The sequence below is a fragment of the Gordonia sp. PS3 genome, assembly GCF_041950545.1.
GTDB classification, from domain to species: domain Bacteria; phylum Actinomycetota; class Actinomycetes; order Mycobacteriales; family Mycobacteriaceae; genus Gordonia; species Gordonia sihwensis.
Map to the genome: position 1 here is coordinate 3388875 of NZ_CP169524.1, position 25406 is coordinate 3414280.

The following is a 25406-nucleotide window of genomic DNA, read 5'->3' on the forward strand; positions in this document are numbered from 1 at the left end:
GCCGGGGGAAGTGGTAGTCAGATCCGCGGCGCTCCACGTCGCCGCCGTCGAATGAATCCAGTTCGCCCGACCCGAGAAACGACTATCGACAATTCGGAGGTCAGATGACTGACTCGACCGTCTCCACCGACGCCACCTCCACGGCGACGCTCCGGAAGGCGATCGCGGCGTCCGCGATCGGCAACGCCACCGAGTGGTACGACTACGGCGTCTACGCCGCGACCACCACCTACCTCACCCAGGCGTTCTTCCCCGGCCACCTCGGCACCATCGGCACCATGCTCGGCTTCGCCGTCTCCTTCGTGCTCCGGCCGCTCGGCGGCTTCGTCTGGGGACCGATCGGCGACCGCCTCGGCCGCAAACACGTCCTGGCGCTGACGATCCTGCTGATCTCGCTGGCCACCGCGCTGATCGGCGTACTGCCGACCCACGCGTCGATCGGTATCTGGGCTCCGATCCTGCTGATCGCACTGCGAGTGGTGCAGGGCTTCTCGACCGGCGGCGAGTACGGCGGCGCGGCCACGTTCATGGCCGAGTACGCGCCGGCCGACAAGCGCGGACGGTACGGCAGCTTCCTCGAGTTCGGCACCATGGCCGGCTTCGCCTCGGGAACCGCCATCGTCCTGCTGATGAACCTCGGCCTGAGCGAGTCGCAGATGCAGGAATGGGGCTGGCGCATCCCGTTCCTGATCGCTCTCCCCCTGGGTCTGGCCGGCCTCTACCTGCGGTCGCAGCTCGACGATCCGCCGCTGTACACCGATGTGGAGAAGAAGGTCGCCGATCCGGGCGGAATCACCGGTCAGCTGCGTCAGACGCTGGTGCACTACTGGAAGCCGATCCTCATCATGTTCGGCATGGTGGTCGCGCTCAACATCGCGAACTACACCCTGCTGGCCTACCAGCCGCAGTACCTCAAGGGCACCATCGGCCTGAGCGAGGACACCGCCTCGGTGGTGGTCCTGATCGGCCAGGTGGTGATGATGCTGCTCATCCCGGTGTTCGGCATGTGGTCCGACAGCACCGGCCGCAAACCGATGTGGCGGGTCTCCCTCGTGGGTCTGTTCGTCTTCGCGCTGCCGATGTACTGGCTGATGGGCCAGGGTTTCGGATGGGCGATCGTCGGATTCGTCGTGCTCGGCGTCCTCTACATCCCGCAGCTGGCGACCATTTCGGCGACCTTCCCCGCGATGTTCCCCACTCACGTGCGCTATGCGGGCTTCGCGATCTCGTACAACCTGTCCACCGCCGCCTTCGGCGGTACGGCACCCCTGGTCAACGACGCCGTCGTCGACCAGACCGGCTGGAACCTTTTCCCGGCCGTGTACATGATGGCCGCGTGCGTGGTGGGCGGTATCGCCCTCAGCTTCCTGCGCGAGACCGCCGGTTGCTCGATCGCCGGAACCAAGACTCCGGGTGCCGAGCCGGTCGAGGACGCTGTCGAGACCTCGCGGGTGGGCGCGTAGCCCGCCACCGGAAGGCCGCCGCGCCGGCGCCGGTACGTTGGACGCCGTGACCGACGACGATCCGTACCTGTGGCTCGAAGACGTGACCGGCGACGACGCCCTGCGGTGGGTGCGTGAGCACAACGCTCCCACCGTCGCCGAGCTGACCGGCTCGGAGCGCTTCGCCGAACTCGAAGCCGGCGCCCTCGAAGTGCTCGACAACGACGAACGCATTCCGTACGTGCGCCGGCGCGGCGGCTTCCTCTACAACTTCTGGCGCGATTCGGCGCACCCGAAAGGTCTCTGGCGGCGTACCACTCTCGACAGCTACCGCTCCGCCGAACCCGAATGGGACGTCCTGATCGACGTCGACGCCCTCGCCGCGGCGGAGGGTGAGAACTGGGTGTGGTCGGGCGCCACCATGAACCGGCCCGAGTACGACCGCGCGCTGATCTCGCTGTCGCGAGGCGGGGCCGACGCGGCAGTGGTGCGGGAATTCGACGTACTCGCGCGGGACTGGGTGGACGACGGCTTCGTCCTGCCGGAGGCCAAGTCGTCCGTCAGCTGGATCGACCGCGACACGGTGTACGTCGGCACCGACTTCGTCGAGACGCCGGACGGGCTGGCCGCGCTGACCTCCTCCGGTTATCCGAGGACCGTCCGGCGCTGGTCGCGTGGCACCGACGTGGCGGACGCCCCGACGGTCTTCGCGGGCGAGGTGTCCGACGTCGCCGTCGGCGCAGCCTGCGACCGGACGCCCGGCCATGTGCGGCACTTCGTCTCCCGGTCGGTGGACTTCTTCAACGAGATCGCCTACGAACTGCGCGGCGACGAACTCCTCCGCATCGACGTGCCGACCGACTCGCACTTCGACGTCCGGCACGACTGGCTGACCGTCCTGACGCGGTCGCCGTGGACGGTCGACGGCCAGGAGCATCCGGCCGGAGCGCTGCTGCTCTTCGATTACCCCTCGTACCTGTCGGGCGACCGCACCCACCGCGTGCTGTTCACTCCCGACGCGCACACCAGCCTGCAGGACCTCGCGTACACCCGCTCGCACCTGGTGATGGTGACGCTGCACGACGTGGCCACCCGCGTCGAGCTTCTCCGCTTGGGCACCTGGGAGTCCGAGCCGCTGAACGGGCTGCCCGAACTCGCGACGATCGGCGTGCTCGACACCGACCCCGATCACAGTGACGAGATCTGGTTGTCGGCCAGCACCTTCGTCCAGGCCCCGAGCCTGCTCCAGGGTTCCACGTCCGAGGGGGTGTCGGTCATCAAATCGTCCCCCGAGTTCTACGACGCGTCCGCCGTGTCGGCGCAACAGTTCTTCGCCACGTCCGACGACGGCACGGCCATCCCCTATTTCGTCGTCAAACGCGACGACGTGGCGTCCGGTCCCACCCTGCTCTACGGATACGGCGGCTTCGAGAACTCGATGACGCCCAGCTATCTCGGTATCGCCGGGCGGAGCTGGATCAGCCGGGGCGGCATCTACGTGATCGCGAACATCCGCGGGGGCGGCGAGTACGGCCCGGCCTGGCACACGCAGGCGCAGAAGGCCGGCCGACACCTGGTGTACGAGGACTTCGCGGCGGTGGCCCGCGACCTCGTGGGGCGCGGACTGACCACCCCGGCCCGGTTGGCCGCGCAGGGTGGCTCCAACGGCGGTCTGCTGATGGGGGTCATGGCCACCACCTATCCGGACCTGTTCGGCGCGCTGGTGTGCCAGGTCCCCCTGCTCGACATGCGCCGGTACCACCTGTTGCTCGCCGGAGCGTCGTGGATGGCCGAGTACGGCGATCCGGACGATCCGGACGAGTGGGAGTTCATCTCGAGGTACTCGCCGTATCAGCGGCTGAGTGCCGACGCCGCCATGCCCGAGATGCTCGTGACCACCTCGACTCGGGACGACCGCGTGCACCCCGGCCACGCCCGGAAGTTCGCGGCGCGGATGGAGGAACAGGGTCACCCGGTCCGGTACTACGAGAACATCGAGGGAGGGCACGGCGGCGCGGCCGACAACCGCCAGGCGGCGTTCAAATCGGCGCTGGCCTACGAGTTCCTGTGGCGCACAGTCGGAGCCGCGGCTCCGGAGCGCTGACGGAGCCGGCGCACCGTCGCCTCGACGTCCAGCATCGGCCGTCCCCGGGCCATCGGATACCACGCGAAACCGATGAGCAGCGCGCTCGCGTGACCGATCGCCGTGAAGGTCACGGGAGCCACCGCCAGCGGTGCGCAGAAGGCGACCGTCGCCCCGGCGACGTACACCCACCGCCACGGCCGCGGAAACCGGTAGGCCAGGATGCCGATCACCGATGCCATGAAGTAGCTGACCCCGACGTCGATGGCGTAAGTGAGCGACGGATTGGCGTCGCCGCGCGCGATCTCGGCGCCGACGAGCCCCTGGCTGACCAGGGTCGCGAGAATGTGTCCGCTCAGGCCGACGACGACGAACCGCCGACTGCCGAGCCAGCGTTCCGCGGGCACCAGGAAGACGGTGAATCCGACGACGTACGGAATCCAGTACGCGCCGTCGAGCCAGAACAGGCTGCCGAAGATCGCACGGACCGGATCGTGCAGCAGGTTGTCGATGTTCGTCGACCGTTTGCCCAGGATCCGGTCCAGCCGCTGCGGCGACACCCGGTGCGCCACGATGGTGGTGGCCAGCAGGATCACCAGCCACGCGTAGGTGACCGGCGCGCTCCGAATCCATCGCGCGACGGCGCCGAGGCCGCGGCGCCACCTGCTCCGAACGCTGGTCACCGTCTCACGGTAGGCCCGCCGACCACCGCGCGCCAGATCTGCCCGCGAACCGCGCGTGTTAGATTTGCGCCGTCCAGCACGCGATGCCAGACGAGGAAATCCGGTGCGATTCCGGTGCGGTCCCGCCACTGTGGTCTGCCCGGCAGGAGACGATCCCCGCGGGCGGCAGCCAGACCCTCCTGCGTCGCGCCACCGAGATCCCGGGGGCGGAGCCTCCCCGAGGGAGGTCTGCACGTGCGATCACCACGCATCGGCGCCCTGCTCGCGAGCATCGCCGTCCTCATTCCGCTCGGTGCGAGCGCTTGCTCGTCGCCGGCGCCCCGCTCCGCGGGAGCCGCACGCGACTGCATCACCGACTTCGACCCGTCGAAGGACTACTTCCCGGAGAAGTCGACGATCGAGGACGCCACCGGCCTGACCATCGAGTATCACCGCTCGTACCAGGTCGTTACCGTGGCGCATCCGGCGCAGGGAGCGCCGCCCGCGTCGTACGTTCTGGTGCGATGCGGCGCCCCCGCCCCGGAGCTGACCGGAGAACTCGCGGACGCGCCTCAGGTCGAGGTTCCCGTGCGGACCGTCTACGCGGGCTCGACGACGCATCTGCCGGGACTCGCCGCTCTCGGCGCGGCCGATGCGGTGACCGGGGTCGCGACCACCGGCTTCGTCTCCACTCCCGAGATCGTCGAGCGGATCGACGCAGGGAAGGTGCAGCAGTTCACCGACGCCGGCGCCGTCAACGCTGAGAAGGTGATCGCCGGACGCCCGGACGTGCTCGTGACCGACGGCAGCGACAGTCCGGCCTTCGGCAAGATCCGCGACGCGGGCATTCCCGTCCTCGCCGACGCCGACTGGCTGGAGGAGAGCCCACTCGGCCGCGCCGAATGGCTCAAGTTCTTCGCCGCCCTCACCGGCACCGAGAAGCAGGCCTCGAGCGTCTACCAGAACATCAAGTCCCAGTACCGCAGCGTGGCCGACCGGCTGTCGGGAGTGCCGAAGACGCCGGTCCTGCTCGGCTCGATCGCCAACGGCTCGTGGACCATGCCCTCCGGGGGCAGCTACTTCGGCAAGCTCGTCGCCGACGCCGGCGCCACCTATCCGTGGATCGACGATCGCGCCGCGGGCAGCCTGCAGTTGTCGATCGAATCGGTCATCGCCCGCGCCCGTGATTCCGCCGTGTGGCTGCTGAGCGACCCGACGGTGAACTCTGTGGCCGATCTCGACAAGCAGGATCCGCGGTACCGCGCCTTCGCCGGTCCGGCGAAACAAGCGTGGAACAGCACCAAGGCCGTCAATTCCGGTGGCGGCAACGACTACTGGGAGACTGGTGTGCTGCGCCCGGACCTCGTGTTGGCGGACATCGCCGCAATTGCGCACCCGGATCTCTTCCCGGGTCATGCCTTCGAGTTCTACCTCCATCTGCCGCAGCGATGACACCGGTCCGGACCTCGGCGGCAGCCCGGCGACCACGCGCCCGATCCGGGGTCTGGGTCGGACTCGCCGTCGCACTCCTCGCGTCGCTGCTGGTGGCCGCCGCGGTCGGATCGGTCGCGATCCCGCCCGCGGAGACGCTCCGGGTACTGACCGGCGGTCACGCGCTGGACGCGGGGAGCGACTTCATTCTGCGCGAGGTGCGGCTGCCGCGGATCGCGACTGCCGCGCTGGTCGGCGCCGCGCTCGGAGTGGCCGGGCTGCAGATGCAGACCCTGTTCCGGAACCCCCTCGCCGATCCCTATGTGCTCGGCGCCAACTCCGGCGCCAGCCTGGGCGTGGCGCTGGTCGCACTGGGCGGCGGAGTCACCGGCGCCGCGACCTTCGCCGGCGGCCTCGCGGGCTGGGGACGAGCGGGAAGCGTGGTGGCCGCCGCCTTCGGTGCCGCGGCGGTGCTGGGACTGATCCTGCTGTTCGCGGTCTGGGTCCGCAGCGCGGTGACCCTGCTGCTGATCGGCGTGATGATCGGTGCCGTCACCGGCTCGCTCGTCGCAGTCCTCATCGTCTACGCCGATCCCGACTCGGTCCAGAAGTACATGATCTGGGGCCTGGGGACCTTCTCCGCGACGTCGTGGTCCGACCTGCGCGTCGCCGCACCTGTGATCCTCGGTGCCGTCCTGTTGTCGTCGACCTCGATGCGAGCGCTCAACGCCCTGCTGCTCGGCGAAGAGTACGCGCGGTCGATGGGCGTCGACCTGCGTCTCACCCGCACCGTCACGCTGCTGTCGGCCGCGGTTCTCACCGGTGTGGTCACCGCGTACTGCGGACCCGTCGGATTCCTCGGTCTCGTGATTCCGCATCTCGCGCGCGGAGTGTTCCGCACCTCGAATCATCGGGTGATTCTGCCCGGATGCGTCCTCGTGGGAGCGCTGCTCGCGATCTGGTGCGGCATCGTCGCAGATCTGCCGGGTAAGGACAGTTCGCTGCCCCTCAACGCGGTCACCGCTCTGATCGGCGCGCCGGTGGTCATCACCGTTCTGCTGCGCGGTCGTGGGAACGGCGGTGCGGTATGACGGCCGGTCTCACCCTGGCCGGGCTGACCATCGGCTACCGGGGCCGACGGCCGGTCACCATCGCCTCCGATCTGACCGCCGAGGCGCAGGTGGGCCGGTTGACGACGCTGATCGGTCCGAACGGCGCCGGAAAGTCGACACTGCTGCGGACCGTCTGCGGTCTGGAGCGACCACTGTCGGGATCGGCTCTCCTCGCCGACGGCACCGACGTCACACGCATGAGGCCGGCCCGGCTGGCTCGCCGGATCGCGACCGTCGGGACCCAGATCGTCGACCCGGGCCGGCTCACCGCGCGAGAAGTGGTGGAGCTGGGCCGGACTCCCTATCTGGGCGCCACCGGCCGGCTCGGCGCCCATGATCGCCTGCGCGTCGACTGGGCGCTGGAGGCCGTTCGCGCTGCGGCGCTGGCCGACCGCCCCTTCCACGACCTGTCCGACGGCGAGGCGCAGCGCGTCCTCGCCGCCCGCGCCCTCGCGCAGGATCCGGAACTCCTCGTGCTCGACGAGCCGACCTCACACCTGGACGCACCGTCGCGCGTCGAGTTCTTGGATCTGCTGAGCACGCTGGCCCGCGAGCAGCATCTCACGGTCCTGGTGTCGTCCCATGAACTGGAGCTGGCGATGCGCCTCTCGGACGCGATCTGGCTCCTCGCCCCCGGCGGCGTGATGCACACCGGCACCCCGCTCGACGTGGCCTCCTCCGGCGCCGTCTCCGCCGCCTTCGATCGAGGCCGGCTCCGCTTCGATCCGGAGAGGTTCGTCTTCGAGGTGAAGGACGGTTCGTCGCAGCGTCCGGCGGTCGAGCCTCCGCCCGCCGGCTGACCGAGCCTCCCGCCCGCCGGCTGAGCGAGCTTCCCGCCCGCTGGTTGAGCGAGCCTCCCGCCCGCCGGCCGAGCGAGCTTCCCGCCCGCTGGTTGAGCGAGCGCAGCGAGTCGAAACCATCCGCACCCGCACGCCCACCCACCGTGACACACCCCGCCCCCTGCCCTCTCCTCCCGCCGCCTCACTCCAAATCACCACTGTTACCCGCCCCACTCCCGACATACCGGGCTTGCCTCGCTTCCGACCCCTGCGTTTAACATCAGCAAGCACCGACGGTCACGACGTCATCGCAGATCGTCGGCATTCTTCTGCCGTCAATTCCTACGCTCCTGGATGAATCGCGGGCGTTCGAACTCTTCCGACCGGAAAGGGACTGCATGCCGCCGCTCAGTCGTCTCGTGCGCACCAGTTGATCGTCGTGCTGCTGATCGGATTGGTGGCGTCGGTCTACGGCGGCATCCGATACGCGCGCCTCGATCAGGCGGCAGGCGTCGGGGTGTACCACGTGACCGTGCGCATGCCCGACTCCGGCGGACTGTTCGAGCAAGCGCAGGTCACCTACCGCGGCGTCGAGATCGGCCGGGTGCAGAAGATGTCGCTCGTCCCGGGCGGGATCGACGTCACTCTGGCCCTCGACTCGAGCGAGGCGAAGGTTCCGGCCTCGGCGGTCGCCGTCGTCTCCGACCGATCGGCGATCGGAGAACAGTTCCTGGATCTGCAGCCGCCCTCCGACGCGGGACCGTACCTGCGCGACGGCTCGGTGATCGACGAGAACCGGCTGCCGCCTCGGCTCGACGAAGTGGTGCGGTCGGCCATCGACCTGACCGACACGATCCCCGTCGATGCGCTGCGCAGAACCGTCACCGAACTGGGCGCGGCGTTCAACGGCCGCGGAGACGACATGAGCCGGCTCGTCGACTCCCTCGACCGTCTGTCGAAGGAGGGCGTCGAGAGCCTCGACGAGACGATCGGGCTCATCACCTCCGCCGACTCGGTTCTGGCGACCCAGAACGAGCAGTCCGACGAGATTCTGCGCTGGTCGAAGAATCTCGACGCGGTCACCGCGACGCTGGCGTCATCGGATCCGGCGGTCCGCCGGATCCTCACCGACGGTCCGCGCGCTGCGTCTGCGCTCTCCCGTCTCCTCGACGAGACCGGCGACGAGGCCACCGAACTGATCGGCCGGCTCGGCGGGACGGTCCACGCGATCGCTCCGGCGTCCTATGCCGCCGAGCCGACGTTCTGGATGCTCTCGGCACTGTCGGCGGGCAGCCATACGGCGGCCTCGCCCGACGGTTCGATCCGATTCGGAATCGTGCTCGAAACGGGGAATCCGCCGTCGTGCACGCGCGGTTACGAGAGCACCGCGAGATGATCGCCGAGATCAAGCGCAAGAACCCGGATTTCGACCAGCGCTACGACGACTTTCGGTTCAACACCGATGTGCACTGCACGGTGCCGACCGGCAGCCCGACGGCGGTCCGCGGCGCGAACAACGCTGCACTCGCCGATCCCGCCTACGCGCAACCGTGGGATCACACGGCCAAGAAGGATCCGGACAAGTTGAACCTCAACCCCCTCGCCACTCAGCTCGCGCAACTCATGGGCGTGCGACCGCGATCGTGATGGGGGGTCGGGGGTTTCGACTCGCTCCGCTCGCTCAACAAGCCTGAAATAACAAAACACGACCCGCTCAACCCCATGGAAGGGATGCGGCTGGCTCGACTCGACTGACACGGGCTCGCCTTTCCGCTGGTTGAGCGAGCGGAGCGAGTCGAAACCGCCGGACCGACCCCGGTACCGCTACGCGTAGCGTCGTCCCGCCGCGACGCGCGCGATGACGCCCACGACCGCCACCACCGCGCCGGCGACCCCGACGAATAGCGACACCGTCGTGAGGTGATCGGCGATCACCCCGACCACCACCTCGATGGTGGAGCGCGCGGCCTGCTCGGTGTCGGCCAGCCGCTCGCTCACGATGTGCTTGGTGAATGCCGCCAGCCCCCAGCCGGCCACGCCCGCCAGGACCGCACCGACGCCGAGCCACGCGAGGACGGTGCTGCGGCGGTTGGCCACGAGCAGTGCGATGACCGCCGCGATCACGGCGCCGATCACCGTCACCCACGACACGACGTCGATGATCTTTCCGCTGTCTTCGAGCGACCCCGCAGTGATCTGGCTCTGATCGATCGTCACGATCACCGGATGACCGATGGACACGGGCACCGGGATGGGGGCCGACGCGATCACCCGATTGATCATCGGACTGATGTCGAGTTCCATAATGTGCAGGTCGGCGTCCGGTGCCGGAGCGGTGAAGAGCCAACTGTGCTGCTGCCTCGCGACCTCGGAGAAGTCCTCGACGAAGCCGTCGCTGCGCGCGTAGTTCTTCGCGGCGGGCAGTACCAGGTCGCTCGCGACCTTGGATCCGGTGTTCTCCTCCACCGACGCCGCGACCTTCTGGGCGAAGTAGTCCTGCACTTCGGAACTGTGCGCGGCTTCCGCCGCCGAAGAGGTGAACCCGTCCGACGACACGACTCTCTGTGACAGCCACATGCTCGGCACCGCGACGATCATGCAGATCATCGCGACCACGGTGAACAGGCCGGAAACTACGCTTCGCACGGTGCCGAGGCTACCGGGTGATCGCGGCGGACTGCCAAGCCGACGAGGCCGGGGTCATTCACCGATCACATCGCGCGCGCGGCCCACGATCGCCGGATCGGGGACTCCCACCAGCGCCTCGTCCTTGCCGTCGTACTCGTGCAGACTCAGCACGTACCGCATGGCGTTGATGCGGGCCCGCTTCTTGTCGTTGCTCTTCACGACGGTCCATGGCGCGAAATCGGTGTCGGTGTCGGCGAACATCTGCTCCTTGGCCTCGGTGTACGAGTCCCAGCGATCGAGCGACGCCAGATCCATCGGCGAGAGCTTCCACTGGCGCACCGGGTCGATCTGCCGGATCGCGAACCGGGTCCGCTGTTCCAGCGGCGTCACCGAGAACCAGAACTTCACCAGGTGGATGCCATCGTCGACCAGCATCTTCTCGAACGCGGGCGCCTGCTGCATGAACTGCGCGTACTGCGCGTCGGTGCAGAAGTTCATCACCCGCTCCACGCCGGCCCGGTTGTACCAGGAGCGGTCGAAGAAGACCATCTCTCCGGCTGCGGGCAGATGCTGGACGTACCGCTGGAAATACCACTCGGTGGCTTCGCGCTCGGTGGGCTTCTCCAGGGCGACGGTCCTGGCACCGCGGGGATTGAGGTGCTCGTTGAACCGCTTGATGGTGCCGCCCTTGCCCGCCGCGTCGCGCCCCTCGAAAACGAGCAGATGCCGCTGCCCGGTCTGCTTGGTCCACTTCTGCAGCTTCAGCAGTTCGATCTGCAGACGGCGTTTGGTGACCTCGTACTCGCGGCGGCTCATCCGCTCGTCGTACGGGTAGTCCTCGCGCCAGGTGTCCACCACGTTCCGGGTCGGGAGAGTCAGCAGGATGGGATCGTCGTCGTCATCGTCGACGACGGCGAACCCGGCGGTGTTCCGCAGGTCCACGAGGTGCTGCAGAGCCTCGCGCCCGGAGACCAGGCTGAGGTCGGGTCCCACGTGCTGAACGGGGTTGCTGTCGCCGGTGATTCCATCCACGTCCGTCAGATTAGCCCGGTTCGGCGGCTCCGGCACCAGCAGCGTGTCGGGGTCAGCCCGGCGCGCGGTGCACACCCGGCACGAAGCGGACGATCACCAGCAGGATCCAGGTGATCAGGACGTACGGCCACGTGAAGAGCGGCACCTGGGTTCCGAGCATGAGCCGCTCGAGCAAGACCGCCAGCAGTGCTCCGATCACCGCCATCACCCACGGCATCCACCGTCCAGAGAGGAACACGCACGCCATCGCGATCGCGACCAGCACCGACGAGTAGCCGTCGAGTCCGTGATAGTCGCGCAGCGGCGAGGATCCGATCGCGACGGCGAAACCGGCGGCCAGCGCGCTGCCCAGGAGCGCCGCCAGACCCACCCGCCAGCCCGCGACGGTCAGGCCGACGAGGATCAGCAGACCGGAGATCGGATCGTCGATCAGAACCACCTGCGAGATCCCGCTGAGGATCGCGTGCACGGCGACCTCGAAGCGGTTGCCGTCGATCTCCGCCAGCGCGCCCGCGGGCTCCTGCAGCGGCTCGGTGGCGTAGTGGACGGCCTCGGCCACCAGGCAGAACGGCGCCGTCGTCGCGGGCAGCGCGAACTGCGCGAATCCGCGGGCGGCGAACAGCGCGACGAAGGCGACGGTGATCGGACCGCACAGCAATCCGCCGACCACCGTGGCGATCACACCGGCCCAGCCCGCTCCGAGCATGGTGAAGGCCGCCGCACCCACGAGAATCCCGCAGAAGCCGTGCATTCCGGCGCGCAGCGCCGAACCGTCGGGCGACCCGGGGAAGCGGTCGCGCAGGGCGACCCCCGCGGCGGTCGAAGCCGCCAGCCCGATGACGCCCAGCAGCGCCATTCCCCAGTCCGCGACCGCGAATCCCGCCAGGATCAGCAGACCGCACCACACGTTCGGCTGGAAGTAGATCTGACCGATCCCGTTGAGTGCGGTGGCCGCCGCGTCGCGCGGCGACCCGAAAGGTTCGGCCGGAGCGTCCGTCCGCGTCTCGACGTCACTCACTGCGGACCTCCTGCTTCCAGCGGTTCTCGATATCGCCGAAATGCCAGATCGCCAGTGCCGCGGCCCATGCGGCGACGAACACCCCGACGATCACGAATCCCGCGTAGTCCAAGTCGATTCCGGCGACCCACGCCAGCGGCCCGGACTCGACGTGAGTCTCGTCGGCGAGCACCCCGGCCAATTCCACCGTGCCGATCCCGAGAGCCGCCGCCACGGAGATCGAGGTGATCGTGATGTTGTAGTAGACCTTCCGCACCGGCCGTGCGAAGGCCCAGCCGTATGCCGCGTTCATGAACACCCCGTCAGCGGTGTCCATCAGGCACATCCCGGCGGCGAACAGGATCGGCAGCACGAGGATCGCGTAGAACGGCAGGTAGAACGCCGCCGCACCGCCCGCGAGCACCAGCAGGCCCACCTCGGTGGCGGTGTCGAAGCCGAGACCGAACAGCACGCCGACGGGATAGATGTGCCACGGCTTGCGCACCGACTTCGCCAGCCCGCCGAGCAGTCGGTTCATGAAGCCGCGCTTGTTGAGCTGCTCCTCCAGTGCCTCCTCGTCGAACTCACCGCGCCGCATCTCGCGAAAGACCCTGACGATGCCGATGAGCACCACGAGGTTGGCCGCCCCGAGGATCCACAGGAACACTCCCGACACCGACGCCCCGATCACACCGGTGATCGAATGCAGGGTCGACGAATCGTCCTCGATCTGCCCGGCGAGTGCCCGAACGCCCACCGCCAGCAGGACCGTCAGCCCGAAGACGATGGTCGAGTGCCCCAGCGAGAACCAGAACCCGACCGAGAGGGGCTTCGGCCGGGCGGGCAGTCCGTCGGCCCGGCGATCGGCGTCGTCCGCCAGCAGTTTCCGGGTGGCGTTGTCGACCGCGGCGATGTGATCGGCGTCGAAGGCGTGCCGGAGGCCGAAGGTGTACGCCAGCATGCCCACGCCGACGGTGAACTCGGTGTGGGCACCCCCGAGTTGGAAGTGCTCGGGCGCCGCCAGACCCACGAGCATACCGATGCCCACCACGTGCAGGAGCACCACCACCGCGGTCATACCGCCGAGTGACAGGCGGTCGCGCGCCGACAGTCCGCCCCAGAGGGCCTGCAGACGGCGCACCGGTCCCGGCCGGGAGTCCGTCGAGGCGGTCACGGCCGCGCCGCCGACGGATCATCCGCCCGCGCGGGCCTGAGCAGAGAGGAAGGGAGAGTGAAGGAACCGATCCGCACTACCGTCATTCGCGAAGCATAAGCCGGATCGGCCGACTTCGTCTCAGTGCACGTACAATTCGCCCCACCGGAAGCAGCCCCGACCGGTGGTCGTGTCGTAGGTGGCGGCCATGCTGCCCAGGCACGCGACGCCGTCGCCGGTGGCGAACGCTCCGCCCGCCGCTCCGGACACCGCGACCGTGGTACCGCCGCTGCGGCCCTGCGCCACCGACGTGGAGTACGGGCCCATCGTGTACGCGTAACCGTTGCCCCGGTGGATGCCGCTCGCGAGCGCCGACGAATTGACGCCGTTGTTCTGCGCCGTCGCCGTCCCTCCGGTCGTCGCGACGGCGAGCGCCGCACCGTTGTTCGTGGTGTCCTGCGCCGAGGCGCGGCTGCCCGGACCGGCGTTCGCGATGCAATGACTCTGGCCGTTGGCGCGCTCGACGCGCTGGTTGTCGTTCGCGGTGCAGTTGGTCGACGCCGCGGCGTGACCACCGCCCAGCAACGACGTCAGTCCGAACGCCGCGGCGACGGCGGCGATCCCGAACACGACACGAAAGAACAACGACCCGATTCGCATGACTGTCCCTCTCAACAAGACGCGACTGTGCGGCCGCTCACCGGCGCACGATGCAGCCGCCACCCTACTCGCGAGTTTCGCGATTCCAGGTTCCTCACAGCCGATCGTGACCGGACTGATTCCTGCCGTGGCATCGGGCCGTGGTCGCCCCACCCGCAGGCGCGACGCGAGACGACAGAACCCCCGTCCGGGACGGGGGTTCTGTCGTCGAAGTTCGCGTCTACTGTGAGCGTCTCGAGTCCGAGTCGCGCTCAGCTGCGGCGCTTGACCTCCTCGGTGAGTCCCTTCTTGGCGGTGTCGACCGCCATCTTCTGGGCTCGCTTGACGATGAGTCCGGGGAGCTTGATCTTCAGGTCGACGGTGAGGTCGAACTTCACGTGCGTCGTATCGCCGTTCTCGGTGAGCGTGTAGACGCCGTGCTGCTCGCTGAGCTGATCGCTCTCGACCAGATCCCAGGTGCAGGTGTTGTCGGTCCAGGAGTAGTCGAGGGTCTGGTTGTCGGTCATGCCGACCGCACTCACCGAGACCTCCACGCGAGCGGGCCGCCCGTCGGCGTCCTCGGTGAGGATCTTCGCCGACTTGTGCGGGCCCGACCACTCCGGCAGGGACTCGACGTCGAGCAGCACCTCCATCACCAGCGCGAGCGGGGCCTTGAGGTCGAATTCTGTTGATGCAGAGACAGCCATGGACAGAACCTACCCCAGCCGGTGACGATGGACCCGGCCGCCGCCGGAATCTTCACTCTCCTCAGCGCGGTTCCGCATCGGTCACGGTTTCGGGAACGGGGCGTCGAACCAGCTCGTTCAGCGTGAGCACGACGCGGTCGAGCGGCTCGACGCTGCGCCGCGCTCGGCACAGAACCACCGCGCCTTCGATGCCCGACAGGACCGCATCGGCGAGTTCGTCCGCGCGCCGGTCGTCGAAGCCCTCCTCACGGAACCGGGCCGCCAGCAGATGCGTCCACTGCAGAAAGACCTCTTCGCCGGCCTGGGCCGCCTCAGGGTCGCGCTCGCGTGCCTGCGCACCCGCCGCCACCGGGCAGCCGACCTCGAAGTCGGTTTCGATCAGCCTCCGGCGCCAGATGCCGGCGACGGCGGCCACCGCGTCGGGAAGCGGCCGCCTACGGGCGCGATTCAGCTCCGCCCCGAGTACCTCGCCCGCGAAGTAGACGGCCTCGGCCATCAGCTGAGCGCGACCGCCCGGAAAGTGGTAGTAGACCGATCCGCGGGCGGCGTCGGCAGCTGCCAGTACGTCGCCGATCGAGGTACCCGCGACTCCGTGGCGGGCGATGAGGTCGGCCGCGCACCGAACCATCGCGGCCCGCGGCGAGTCCGGCTCCGGCGATCTCACAGCCTCAGGCCTCGAGGAACCGCTCTCGCAGTTCGGACTGCGCGGCGGAGTCGATTCCGAGAGCCTCGGCGAAATACGCCTCCATGCCGCCGTGAACCCGATCCACCTCGTCGAACGCCGCCGCGAGATACTCCGGCCGCACACCCAGGACCTGCCTCAGCGCATCCGCGTCGCCGCCCGCAGCCGTGAACTTCTCGAACACCGGGGCCAGGGCCGGAACCAGACGGTCGTTGGTGAGCAGATAGTCGCTGAAGACGTCGTCGCGGGCGACGCCCATCAGCGACAGGAAGGACGCCGAGGCCCAGCCGGTGCGGTCCTTGCCGGTGGTGCAGTGGAACAAGGCCGGCGATCGGTCCTCGCCGAGGAGCCCCTCGTAGAAGCGGCGGTAACCGGTCTTCGCGCTGTCGAGGGTGATCATCTGGCGATACGTGCCCGCCATCGTCGAGATGGCGCCGCCGCTCTCGAGCACCCGATTGATCTCGGCGACACCCGCCGGATCGGTCAGGACGGTCGCCAGGTTGGCGGGTACGGCGGTCTGCGCATCGGCCAGGACGTCCAGGTGCACTTCGGCGACGTCGGCCCACACCGGGTCCGGCATCGCTTCGGTCTCGCCGGCCGACCGCAGATCGTAGACGGTGCGGAGGCCGAGAGTCGCGGCGATCTCGGCGACCGCCGAGGAGTCGTGAACGATGGTCCGGAAATCGGTGGACCGGAACAGCATTCCGTGGCGGACCGGCCGCCTCTCGACTCCGACCCATCCGCCGAGATCACGCAGATTGGGGAGCACGGGGAACGGACTGGGGGCGCCGGGGACCCGGGTCTGCTGGTCGGTCATGAAGTCTCATTATGCTCAGCCGAGGCTCGGCACGCTGTCTAACATGGCGGATGTGAGCACTCTCCCAGACGCCCACGACGGCGAGCCGCTGACCGATTCCCTCCCCGCAGACCTCGTCGCCGACGTGGACCGGATCATCGACGCCGACACCGACCGGCTGGTGGAGACGTTCAAGGACATCCACCGCGATCCCGAACTCGGATTCGCCGAAGTCCGGACCGCCCGCATCATCGAGCTGGCCCTGCAGAACCTCGGCTTCGACATCACGACCGGGATCGGTACCACGGGGGTGGCCGCCATCTACCGCAACGGCGACGGTCCGGTGGTGATGTACCGCGCCGATATGGACGCACTGGCGGTGCAGGAGGAGACGGGCGTCGAGTACGCGAGTGAGAAGCGGGTCACGCGCGAGGACGGCACCGAGGTGCCGGTGGCCCACGTCTGCGGCCACGACGCGCACGTCACCTGGATGCTGGGGATGGCGCACGCACTGATCGAACTCAAGGACCGCTGGTCCGGGACCCTGGTCCTGATCGGTCAACCCGCAGAGGAGCCGATCACCGGAGCCAAGGCGATGGTGGACGACGGTCTGTACAACTTCATCCCCAAACCGGACGTGTTCATCGGCATGCACACCGCGCCCGCCCCGGTGGGGGTGGTCGTCTCGTCTCCGGGTCCGCGGCTCGCGGGCACCGATCAGCTCGACATCCTCTTCCACGGTGTCGGAGGCCACGGCTCCATGCCGCAGAAGGCGAAGGACCCGGTGCTGATGGCCGCGATGGCCATCGTGGAGTTCCAGACCATCGTGTCGCGGATGATCGATCCGCAGCAGACCGCCGTGCTCACCGTCGGCGCCGTCCACGCCGGCTCCGACAACAACGTGATCCCCACACAGGCCCTGCTCAAGGCGAATCTGCGCTGGTACGACCCCGCGGTCCGGGAGATCATGCTGTCAGCGGTCGAGTCGGTCGCCGACGGGATCGCCAGGACGTACGGGATGCCCGAGGACAAGCTGCCGGAGATCACCCTGAAGGGCGGGTCGAGTCCGCTGGTGAACGACCTCGAGTTGTCCGAACGCATGGCCCGAACGCTCGCGGCGGTCCTCGGCGACCAGCAGATCGTCACCGACATGCCGCGAGCCACCGGTTCGGAGGACGTCCAGCTGCTGAAGGGCCCGTACCCGGAGATGCCGTTCAACTACCTCCTGGTCGGCATCGCGAACCATGAGACCTTCGCGGCGGCCCAGGCGCAGGGCGAGCCGTTCCCGTTCGCTCCGCACAACCCGAACTACCTGGTGGACCTGTCGGCCATCCCCTTCGGCGCCAAGGTCGCCGCCTACTCGATGCTCGGCCTGTTGAACCGGAGCTGACCCCGCGACGCCGAAGGCCGGCCACCCCTTCGGGTGACCGGCCTTCGTTCTGCGTGGAATCGCAGGGGATTCTGAATCAGATCAGAAGCCCATGCCGCCCATCTCGTCGGCACCCGGCATGGCCGGAGCGGCCTTCTCGGGCTTGTCGGCGACGACGGCCTCGGTGGTGAGGAACAGACCGGCGATCGAAGCCGCGTTCTGCAGCGCCGAGCGGGTGACCTTGACCGGGTCGTTGATGCCCGCGGCGAGCAGGTCCTCGTAGGTGTTGGTCGACGCGTTCAGGCCGGTGCCGAGCGGCGAGTTGCGGACCTTGTCCGCGACGACGCCCGGCTCGAGGCCTGCGTTGACGGCGATCTGCTTGGCCGGAGCCTCCAGAGCGACCTTCACGATGTTGGCGCCGGTGGCCTCGTCGCCCTCGAGAGCGAGACCGTCGATGGCAGGCTCCGACTGCAGCAGGGCCACGCCGCCGCCGGCGACGATGCCCTCTTCGACGGCAGCCTTCGCGTTGCGGACGGCGTCCTCGATGCGGTGCTTGCGCTCCTTGAGCTCCACCTCGGTGGCAGCGCCGGCCTTGATGACTGCGACACCGCCGGCCAGCTTGGCCAGACGCTCCTGCAGCTTCTCACGGTCGTAGTCGCTGTCGCTGTTCTCGATCTCGCCGCGGATCTGTGCGACGCGACCCGAGATGGCGTCGGCATCGCCGGCACCGTCGACGATGGTGGTCTCGTCCTTGGTGACGACGACCTTGCGGGCGGTGCCCAGCAGCTCCAGGCCGGCGCTCTCCAGCGACAGGCCGACCTCTTCGCTGATGACCTCGCCACCGGTGAGGATGGCGATGTCGGCCAGCATGGCCTTGCGGCGGTCACCGAAGCCCGGGGCCTTGACGGCGACGGACTTGAAGGTGCCCTTGAGCTTGTTGACGATCAGGGTCGAGAGAGCCTCGCCCTCGACGTCCTCGGCGATGATCACCAGCGGCTTACCCGACTGGATGACCTTCTCCAGCAGCGGCAGGAGGTCCTTGATGGTCGACACCTTGCTCGAGACGAGCAGGATGTACGGATCCTCGAGGACGGCCTCCTGGCGGTCGGCGTCGGTGACGAAGTAGCCCGAGATGTAGCCCTTGTCGAAGCGCATGCCCTCGGTGAGCTCCAGCTGCAGACCGAAGGTCTGAGCCTCTTCGACGGTGATGACACCCTCGTTGCCGACCTTGTCCATCGCCTCGGCGATCAGGTCGCCGATCGACTGGTCGCCGGCGGAGATGCCCGCGGTGGCAGCGATCTGCTCCTTGGTCTCGACCTCCTTGGCCGACTTCAGCAGCGACTCGGTGACGGCCGCGACGGCCTTCTCGATGCCGCGCTTGAGGCCGAGCGGGTTCGCGCCGGCCGCGACGTTGCGCAGCCCCTCGCGGACCAGCGCCTGTGCCAGAACGGTGGCGGTGGTGGTGCCGTCGCCGGCGATGTCGTCCGTCTTCTTCGCGACTTCCTTGACCAGCTCAGCGCCGATCTTCTCGTACGGGTCCTCGAGTTCGATCTCCTTGGCGATCGAGACACCGTCGTTGGTGATGGTGGGGGCGCCCCACTTCTTCTCCAGGACGACGTTGCGACCCTTCGGTCCAAGGGTGACCTTGACGGTGTCGGCGAGGCTGTTCAGGCCGCGCTCGAGTCCGCGACGGGCCTCTTCGTCGAAAGCAATCTGCTTTGCCATTGGTAAGTGATCCTCCGGTAGGGGGTGACACTAAGTCTTCTGGGCCGGACTCGATGCCCGCGACGGACGACCGGGGTGTCTGTTGGACCGATCTCACCGTTCCGACCTGGCACTCACACTCCGTGAGTGCCAGACTCCGTTTTAGCACTCGCATGGTGAGAGTGCAAGGTCTGGCCCCGGAGCTCGACGGCCGCCGCTTCGGCGCGTATAAGCAGGTCAGCAACCACGTCCAGGGCCGCTACCTCTTGGTGCGGTCGAGTCCCAGCTGGTCGGTGATGTAGAAGAACGGATCGGTCTGATCGCTGAGGCCGACGACGTTGGCCGCACCCGGACCGTACGCCGCGATCCGGACCTGCCCGCCGGTGTGCTGCTCCTCCCCCGGCTCGAGCGAGGTCCCGTAGTTGACCGCGATCGGGTCGCCGTCGCGACCGGTCAGCAGCCGGGTGAGTCCGGGCATCGGCAGCTCCGGATGCGGTTCCACCACCTGGCTGGTGTGCGCATGGTCGCCGGTGACGATCACCAGCGTGTTCTTGTCCTTCTTCGCGAAGTCGAGCGCCTTGCTCACCGCATCCGACAACTGCACCGTCTCGCCGATCTGACCGCACGGATCGGCGTCGTGGTTGGCCTTGTCGACCGACCCGGACTCCACCTGCAGGAAGAACCCCTTGTCGTTCTTCAACAGGTCGATCGCCTTCTGAGTCATGTCTCCGAGCTTGGGCGTGGCCGAGGTGAACGCTGGATTGGGCGCGCACCGGACCGGCGGCTGCTCGATGCCGTCCTTGACGGCGGTCGCCTTGTCCCAGATGCGCGGCAGGTTGCCGTCGGCGAAGACACCGAGCACCGGCTTGTCCTGGTCCGCTACGGTCACATCGTGCATCTCGTCCGCCGAGCGGACGATCTGATAGCCGCGCTCCTTGGCCTGCGCCTCGAGCGTCTTCCCCTGGTATCGGCCCGCCGTGGCCGTCTGCGCGAAGGTGGCCCACCCGCCGCCGAACGTGACGTCGGGGCGGGCCGCCAGGAGCTGTTCGGTGATCGATCCCGCGCCGCCGTTCTCGAGCGCGTTCTCCGGGCACTTCTCGGTGGTCTCCTTCGGGCCGTAGCACTTGCGCTGAGTCACGTGGGCCACCTGCACGGCAGGCGTCGCATCCTGCAGCTCGGTGGTCGTGACGTCTCCGGTGCGCAGACCGTTGGCGCGGGCGATCTCCAGGATCGTGCGTTGCGGCACCCCGTTCACGTCGACGCCGACAGCGCCGTTGTACGTCTTCGTCCCCGTCGACCACGCCGTGCCGGAGGCCGCCGAGTCGGTCGTGTAATCGGGCTTGTGGGTGTCCTTGTTCAACGAGTACGTGGTGTAGTCACCGCTCAGCGGAAGCTCGTCGATACCGGGGATCGCGCCGGCCGCACCCCACTGGTAGTTGCGAGCCAGGGTCAGTTCCTGGTTCGCGGTGCCGTCACCGATGATCAGGATGACGTTCTTGGCTCCCGACTTCTGAATCGAATCGGCGATCGCCTGCGTCTGATCCTCCGCCAGCCGCCGGGCACCGCCGTGCACCGTGATGTCGCCGGTGGCCGCGCGCGAGATGTCGACGTCTGCGGCCTTGTCGCCGTCGACGCCGACCGAGCACGCGCCGAGCACTCCGGTGAGTCCGAGAGCTGCTGCCGCGAGTGCGCCCGCTCTGCGGGCCTTCTTCTCCAGGTTCTGAGCCATGAAAGGTATGCCAACAGTCGCATATGAACGGCCGTCGGCCTCGAACCGAACTCCATTCGACGAGCGGGTGCCCGCCCGAGTCGATCCGGCGTACCGGAGGCGAACGCCCGGTGAATCCGCCTGCGGCCCGGCGATCCGGCGTCGACCGCGAGACACGCTTGCTAGCGTCGATTCGTGATTGCGCATGTCGGGTGAGTTGATCGCGATCGCCGTTCTCGGCGTCGCGCTGGCGACGGTCCTGATCGTCGTCGCACTGCGCACGCGCCGAGTGGTGAGCACACCCCACGAGCGCGCCGTGCACGACACCCTGCACACGGCGGCGCTGGCCGCCCGGCCGCTCCGCCGCGGTCTCACCGCCGAGTCGGCGGCAGAGGCGGCCGGCCCGTTGCGGGCGCTCACCGGCGCCGACGGACTCGCGCTCTACGACGCCGAGGGATCGCTCCTGACCTTCGACGGCGACGAACAGCTGTGGACCCCGCCGATGCGCTCGGCGGCCGCCGCGCTGGCCGCCGACACGCTCGCGAACGGCCGCCACTGCGTGCAGCGAGATCCCGCGGACGGCGTCGGTCCCCTGCGCAGTCTCCTGGCCGCGCCGCTGATGGCCGACGGCATCGGCATCGGCGCACTGGTCGTGGCATCGGTGACCGAGCCCGGCCCCGGCCGTATCGGCGCCATCACCGAGGTCGCACGCTATGCGGCCAGCCAACTGCAGCTCGCCGAGCTCGACGCCTCCCGCGCGCGACTGGATCGCGCCGAGGTCCTCGCCCTCCGCGCACAGATCAGCCCGCATTTCATCTACAACGCACTGAACACGATCGCATCCTTCGTCCGCACCGATCCCGACCGCGCACGCGAGCTGATCCTCGACTTCGCCGACTTCACGCGCTACTCCTTCCGCGCCGCGGGCGAGTACACGGTACTGGCCGACGAACTCCGCAACATCGACCGCTACCTCACGCTCGAACGAGCGCGTTTCGGGCCCGGGCTGACGGTGAAGGTTCAGGTGGCACCCGAGGTCCTCGGCGTCGTCGTGCCCTTTCTCGCACTGCAGCCGCTGGTGGAGAACGCCGTGCGGCACGGCCTCGCCGGGCGCCGGGACGGAACCATCTCGATCGTCGCGCGCAACGCGGGACCCGACTGTCTGCTGAGCGTGGAGGACGACGGCGTCGGCATGGATCCGGAACTGCTGCGCACGGGTGCGATCGACGCGCTCGACCCGGCCGGACCGCGAGAGTCCGACGGCGCACACGTCGGACTGACGAACGTCGACCAGCGGCTGCGCGCGGCGTTCGGCAACGACTACGGCCTGGTCGTCGAGACGGCGGTGGGAGCGGGAACCAAAGTCAGCATGCGCATCCCGAAGTTCGCCGCGGGCATCCACGCCGGAGGCCCGGCCGCCGCGCTACGGTTTGACGGACGGGAGGAGAGCAGCCGATGACCGACCTCACCGTGCTCGCCGTGGACGACGAGATCCCCGCCCTCGACGAACTGACCTACCTGCTGAACCGTCACGACGCGGTGTCGGCGGTGCACAAGGCGTCCGACGCGACCCAGGCGCTGCGCGAACTCGCCGAGCGCCGGATCGACGCGGTGTTCCTCGACATCTCCATGCCGGGACTCTCGGGCATGGAGCTGGCGGCGGTCCTGGCCAACTACTCGGCGCCGCCGCCGATCGTCTTCGTCACCGCGCATGACGACCGCGCGGTCGAGGCCTTCGACGTCGGTGCCGTCGACTATCTGCTCAAACCACTGCGAGCCGAACGGCTCGATCAAGCGGTGGGCCGCATCCTCGCCTCCCTCGCCGGCGGCGAGGGTCCGGTCCGGACCGAGGAGCCGGACGAACCCGCCGACGATGTGATTCCGGTGGAGTCGGGCGGGATCACCTCGCTGGTGCAGCGCGACTCCATCTCGTGGATCGAGGCGGTCGGCGACTACGCCCGACTGCACACCGACACCGGCGCGTACCTCGTCCGAGTCACTCTCTCGACCCTCGAATCACGCTGGGGAGGAGCAGGTTTCGCACGCGTTCACCGTTCGTACCTGGTGGCGCTGCCAATGGTGACCGGCCTGCGGTCCACCGGGGCGTCGACCATGGTCCGGGTCCGGGCCAACGGCGCCTCGCCCGCGGTGGAACTGCCGGTGAGCCGCAGGCAGGTGCGCGAGTTGAAGGACCGATTGGTCCGTGACCCGATGCGGACCTTCCGTTCCGGGCGGGACGGCTGATCCGTGGCGCCCGACTCCGCCCGTGAACCGGCCCCACAGCGCGAACGCGTCGTCCTGTCCGAGCGGCGAGGCGCGCGCATGGTCCGCACCCGAGTGCAGGTGGCCGAGCAGACCGGCGTCGGCGAGCATCTGGTCCGCGGACTGGTCCGCGCCCAGTTGGCGCTGGCGCTGCGGCTCGGCGTGGCCGTCCTCGCGATCTTCGTCGCCATCCCGCTGATCGGCGCGACCGTCGAACCGTTCGCCGACGCGACGGTCTTCGGTCTGCGCCTGAACTGGCTGATCCTCGGCCTGCTGCCCCTTCCGCTCCTGTATCTGGCGGGTCGCCTGTACATCCGGCTGGCCGAGCAGGCCGAACGCGACTTCGTCCGGCTGGTGGACGCCGACTCCGACAGCGGCGACGACCCGGGCGGCGGTACGCGATGATAACCGAGCACGTCGCGGCACTGACGGTGGCCGCCGTCCTACTCGCGGCCCTCGGCACCGTCGCGGTCGGCGCCTACGGCGGACGCGGCTCGCGGTCGACGTCCGACTTCCTGGTCGCCTCGCGCAGCATCGGCGCGGGATGGAACGCCGCGGCGATCGCCGGCGAGTACCTGTCGGCGGCGTCGTTCCTCGGCGTGGCCGGATTGGTCGCCAAGTACGGTGCCGACGCGCTCTGGTATCCCATCGGATTCACCGCCGGCTACCTCTCGTTGCTGCTCTTCGCCGCCGCTCCGCTGCGCCGGTCGGGCGCGTACACCGTGCCCGACTTCGCCGAGTTCCGGCTGGCCTCGACTCGGGCGCGCAAGGCCGCGATGGTCGTGGTGATCGTGATCTGCGTGCTGTACCTGGTGCCGCAGTTGCAGGGCGCCGGGCTGACCCTGAACATCCTGCTGCACGTGCCGCCGTGGGTCGGGGTCACCGCGACCGGACTGCTGGTGATCGTGAACGTGGTCGGCGCTGGCATGCGATCGGTGACCTTCGCGCAGGCGATCCAGTACTGGCTCAAGCTCACCGCCGTCGCGATCCCCGCGCTGGTGCTGGCCGCGGTGTTTCTGAACAGCCCGCAGCGCCTCGGCGATCCGCTGCCACCGCGGGTGTCCGCGGACACCACCGTCCGGGTCGACACCCCGGTGGAGGTGACGGTGACCGACCCGGCGGGCGTTCGGGCGACCGGCGACGTGGACCGCGTCGCGGTCGTCGACCAGCCGTTGAGCGCGGGCACGCACCGTCTCGATCGCGGCGCGGTCATCGACCTCGCCGAGGGCGCCGCGACCCCGGTGGTGGCGAACGCGCCGCAGACCGGGTCGGCCTGGATGGAATCGGGCGGCGGCCTGGGCGGGGGCCATCCGCTCTATCAGGTGCTCTCGCTGATCGTGGCGACCTTCCTGGGCGCGATGGGCTTGCCGCACGTGCTCGTGCGGTTCTACACCAATCCCGACGGCCGTGCGGCGCGGCGGACGGCGTTGAACGTGATCGCGGCGCTGGCGGTCTTCTACCTCTTCCCGACCGTCCTCGGCGCACTCGCCCGCGCGTGGGTCCCGCAGGTCTTGGCGACCGGCACCGCCGACGCCGCCGTCCTGCTGCTGCCCGCCTCCGCGCTGCACGGGGCCTGGGCGATCGGGCTGTCGGCGCTCGTGGCCGCCGGCGCCATGGCCGCCTTCCTCGCCACCTCGTCCGGACTGCTGGTCAGCATCGCCGGCGTGATGTCGACCGACCTGATGCCCCCGGGAGTCCGCAGCTTCCGCATCTGCGCTCTGCTCGGCGGGGCGGTGCCGATCGTGATCGCCCTCAACGCCGGGACACTGGAGTTGTCACGGTCGGTGGGCCTGGTCTTCGCGGTCTCGGCGTCCACGCTGTGCCCACTGCTGGTGCTGGGAATCTGGTGGCGCGGACTCACCGCCGCCGGTGCGATCGCCGGACTCTGCGTGGGCGCGACCACGTCCGCGCTGGCGGTCGGAGTAGCGGTGACCGGGGCGATCGACGAGGGTGCGGGCGCCGGCTGGCTGTCGGTGATCGCCGGGTTCCCCGCGGCGGTCACCGTTCCCCTGACCTTCGCCACGATGGTCCTCGTCAGCCTGGCCACCAGGTCGCGGATCCCGGCGGTCACCGGCGCGGCCTTCGCTCGGATGCACGTGCCCGAACGGCTCGGGCTCGGGGTGGAACGGACCCCGTCGGCGCAGGACTGACCGCTACCGTTCATCGGGCGGCGGCGACCGTTCACCGCACGGCCGCCATGGCTCGTCGCTCAGGTCACAG

General features: G+C 68.9%; 21 protein-coding genes, 1 pseudogene and 1 riboswitch. Of the genes and pseudogenes, 11 read left to right on the forward strand and 11 right to left on the reverse strand.

Translation table 11 applies throughout. The features are described from left to right. Positions 1–104: 104 nt before the first annotated feature. Both ACE11G_RS15760 and ACE11G_RS15765 read left to right on the forward strand, forming a co-directional pair. Positions 105–1463, forward strand: a complete 1359-nt coding sequence (locus ACE11G_RS15760) for an MFS transporter (RefSeq protein ID WP_006894178.1) — start codon at positions 105–107, stop codon at positions 1461–1463. A 37-nt stretch (positions 1464–1500) separates the two neighbouring features. Beyond that, positions 1501–3546 carry a prolyl oligopeptidase family protein gene (locus ACE11G_RS15765; protein WP_375003018.1) on the forward strand — a complete coding sequence of 682 codons (2046 nt, stop codon included), beginning with the start codon at positions 1501–1503 and terminating at the stop codon, positions 3544–3546. Here ACE11G_RS15765 and ACE11G_RS15770 read toward each other — a convergent pair. Next, positions 3498–4208, reverse strand: a complete 711-nt coding sequence (locus ACE11G_RS15770) for a rhomboid-like protein (RefSeq protein ID WP_375003020.1) — start codon at positions 4206–4208, stop codon at positions 3498–3500. The genes ACE11G_RS15765 and ACE11G_RS15770 overlap by 49 nt on opposite strands. Before the next feature lie 94 nt (positions 4209–4302). Continuing rightward, positions 4303–4359, forward strand: a riboswitch (cobalamin riboswitch). A gap of 83 nt (positions 4360–4442) precedes the next feature. Between ACE11G_RS15770 and ACE11G_RS15775 the strand changes: the two genes are divergently transcribed. The 4 genes and pseudogenes from ACE11G_RS15775 (at position 4443) to ACE11G_RS15790 (ending at position 9156) form a co-directional block, all read left to right on the forward strand. After that, positions 4443–5639 carry an ABC transporter substrate-binding protein gene (locus ACE11G_RS15775; RefSeq protein WP_006894175.1) on the forward strand — a complete coding sequence of 399 codons (1197 nt, stop codon included), beginning with the start codon at positions 4443–4445 and terminating at the stop codon, positions 5637–5639. Next, positions 5636–6709, forward strand: coding sequence for an iron ABC transporter permease (locus ACE11G_RS15780; protein WP_006894174.1), 1074 nt, complete (start codon positions 5636–5638; stop codon positions 6707–6709). The genes ACE11G_RS15775 and ACE11G_RS15780 overlap by 4 nt, the downstream gene beginning before the upstream one ends. Beyond that, entirely contained in the window at positions 6706–7530 is an 825-nt protein-coding gene (locus tag ACE11G_RS15785) for an ABC transporter ATP-binding protein (RefSeq protein WP_375003023.1), read from the forward strand. Before ACE11G_RS15780 ends, ACE11G_RS15785 begins: the two co-directional genes overlap by 4 nt. Positions 7531–7907: 377 nt before the next feature. Further along, positions 7908–9156: pseudogene (locus ACE11G_RS15790) on the forward strand (MCE family protein). A gap of 177 nt (positions 9157–9333) precedes the next feature. On the opposite strand, the gene ACE11G_RS15795 reads toward ACE11G_RS15790, so the two are convergent. The 8 genes from ACE11G_RS15795 to ACE11G_RS15830 all read right to left on the reverse strand — a co-directional run bounded on the left by ACE11G_RS15795 (position 9334) and on the right by ACE11G_RS15830 (position 16164). Beyond that, positions 9334–10155 (reverse strand): hypothetical protein, encoded by an 822-nt coding sequence (locus ACE11G_RS15795; protein ID WP_006896939.1) that lies wholly within the window; start codon positions 10153–10155, stop codon positions 9334–9336. Between the two features lie 54 nt (positions 10156–10209). Then, positions 10210–11160 carry a polyphosphate kinase 2 gene (gene ppk2 / locus ACE11G_RS15800; RefSeq protein ID WP_039867673.1) on the reverse strand — a complete coding sequence of 317 codons (951 nt, stop codon included), beginning with the start codon at positions 11158–11160 and terminating at the stop codon, positions 10210–10212. Positions 11161–11221: 61 nt separating this feature from the next. Further along, positions 11222–12187 (reverse strand): urea transporter, encoded by a 966-nt coding sequence (locus ACE11G_RS15805; protein WP_006896941.1) that lies wholly within the window; start codon positions 12185–12187, stop codon positions 11222–11224. After that, complete coding sequence (locus tag ACE11G_RS15810) at positions 12180–13340, reverse strand: HoxN/HupN/NixA family nickel/cobalt transporter (protein ID WP_375003025.1); 1161 nt, start codon at positions 13338–13340, stop codon at positions 12180–12182. Before ACE11G_RS15810 ends, ACE11G_RS15805 begins: the two co-directional genes overlap by 8 nt. Before the next feature lie 120 nt (positions 13341–13460). Beyond that, positions 13461–13964 (reverse strand): DUF6764 family protein, encoded by a 504-nt coding sequence (locus tag ACE11G_RS15815; RefSeq protein WP_231650280.1) that lies wholly within the window; start codon positions 13962–13964, stop codon positions 13461–13463. Positions 13965–14230: 266 nt separating this feature from the next. Beyond that, positions 14231–14665 carry an SRPBCC family protein gene (locus ACE11G_RS15820; RefSeq protein ID WP_006896945.1) on the reverse strand — a complete coding sequence of 145 codons (435 nt, stop codon included), beginning with the start codon at positions 14663–14665 and terminating at the stop codon, positions 14231–14233. A 61-nt stretch (positions 14666–14726) separates the two neighbouring features. Beyond that, positions 14727–15329, reverse strand: coding sequence for a TetR/AcrR family transcriptional regulator (locus ACE11G_RS15825; protein WP_341337452.1), 603 nt, complete (start codon positions 15327–15329; stop codon positions 14727–14729). A gap of 4 nt (positions 15330–15333) precedes the next feature. Continuing rightward, positions 15334–16164: a tyrosine-protein phosphatase gene (locus ACE11G_RS15830; RefSeq protein WP_375003029.1), complete on the reverse strand. Its 831-nt coding sequence runs from the start codon at positions 16162–16164 to the stop codon at positions 15334–15336. Positions 16165–16207: 43 nt separating this feature from the next. Between ACE11G_RS15830 and ACE11G_RS15835 the strand changes: the two genes are divergently transcribed. Next, the gene (locus ACE11G_RS15835; protein ID WP_278125974.1) at positions 16208–17533 is read left to right on the forward strand and encodes an amidohydrolase; all 1326 of its coding nucleotides are present in this window, start codon (positions 16208–16210) and stop codon (positions 17531–17533) included. 81 nt (positions 17534–17614) lie between these two features. Here ACE11G_RS15835 and groL read toward each other — a convergent pair whose 3' ends face one another. Beyond that, positions 17615–19237 carry a chaperonin GroEL gene (groL, locus tag ACE11G_RS15840; RefSeq protein ID WP_006896949.1) on the reverse strand — a complete coding sequence of 541 codons (1623 nt, stop codon included), beginning with the start codon at positions 19235–19237 and terminating at the stop codon, positions 17615–17617. A gap of 238 nt (positions 19238–19475) precedes the next feature. Next, a complete protein-coding gene (phoA, locus tag ACE11G_RS15845) occupies positions 19476–20945 on the reverse strand; it encodes an alkaline phosphatase (protein ID WP_375003031.1) in 1470 nt (489 codons plus the stop codon). Positions 20946–21129: 184 nt separating this feature from the next. On the opposite strand from phoA, the gene ACE11G_RS15850 reads away from it, so the two are divergent. The 4 genes from ACE11G_RS15850 (at position 21130) to ACE11G_RS15865 (ending at position 25336) form a co-directional block, all read left to right on the forward strand. Continuing rightward, positions 21130–22383 carry a sensor histidine kinase gene (locus ACE11G_RS15850; RefSeq protein ID WP_278125972.1) on the forward strand — a complete coding sequence of 418 codons (1254 nt, stop codon included), beginning with the start codon at positions 21130–21132 and terminating at the stop codon, positions 22381–22383. Next, complete coding sequence (locus tag ACE11G_RS15855; RefSeq protein WP_006896952.1) at positions 22380–23168, forward strand: LytTR family DNA-binding domain-containing protein; 789 nt, start codon at positions 22380–22382, stop codon at positions 23166–23168. Before ACE11G_RS15850 ends, ACE11G_RS15855 begins: the two co-directional genes overlap by 4 nt. A gap of 78 nt (positions 23169–23246) precedes the next feature. Continuing rightward, a complete protein-coding gene (locus tag ACE11G_RS15860; RefSeq protein ID WP_169317719.1) occupies positions 23247–23591 on the forward strand; it encodes a hypothetical protein in 345 nt (114 codons plus the stop codon). Beyond that, the gene (locus ACE11G_RS15865) at positions 23588–25336 is read left to right on the forward strand and encodes a cation acetate symporter (protein ID WP_278125970.1); all 1749 of its coding nucleotides are present in this window, start codon (positions 23588–23590) and stop codon (positions 25334–25336) included. The genes ACE11G_RS15860 and ACE11G_RS15865 overlap by 4 nt, the downstream gene beginning before the upstream one ends. The last annotated feature ends 70 nt before the right edge of the window (positions 25337–25406 follow it).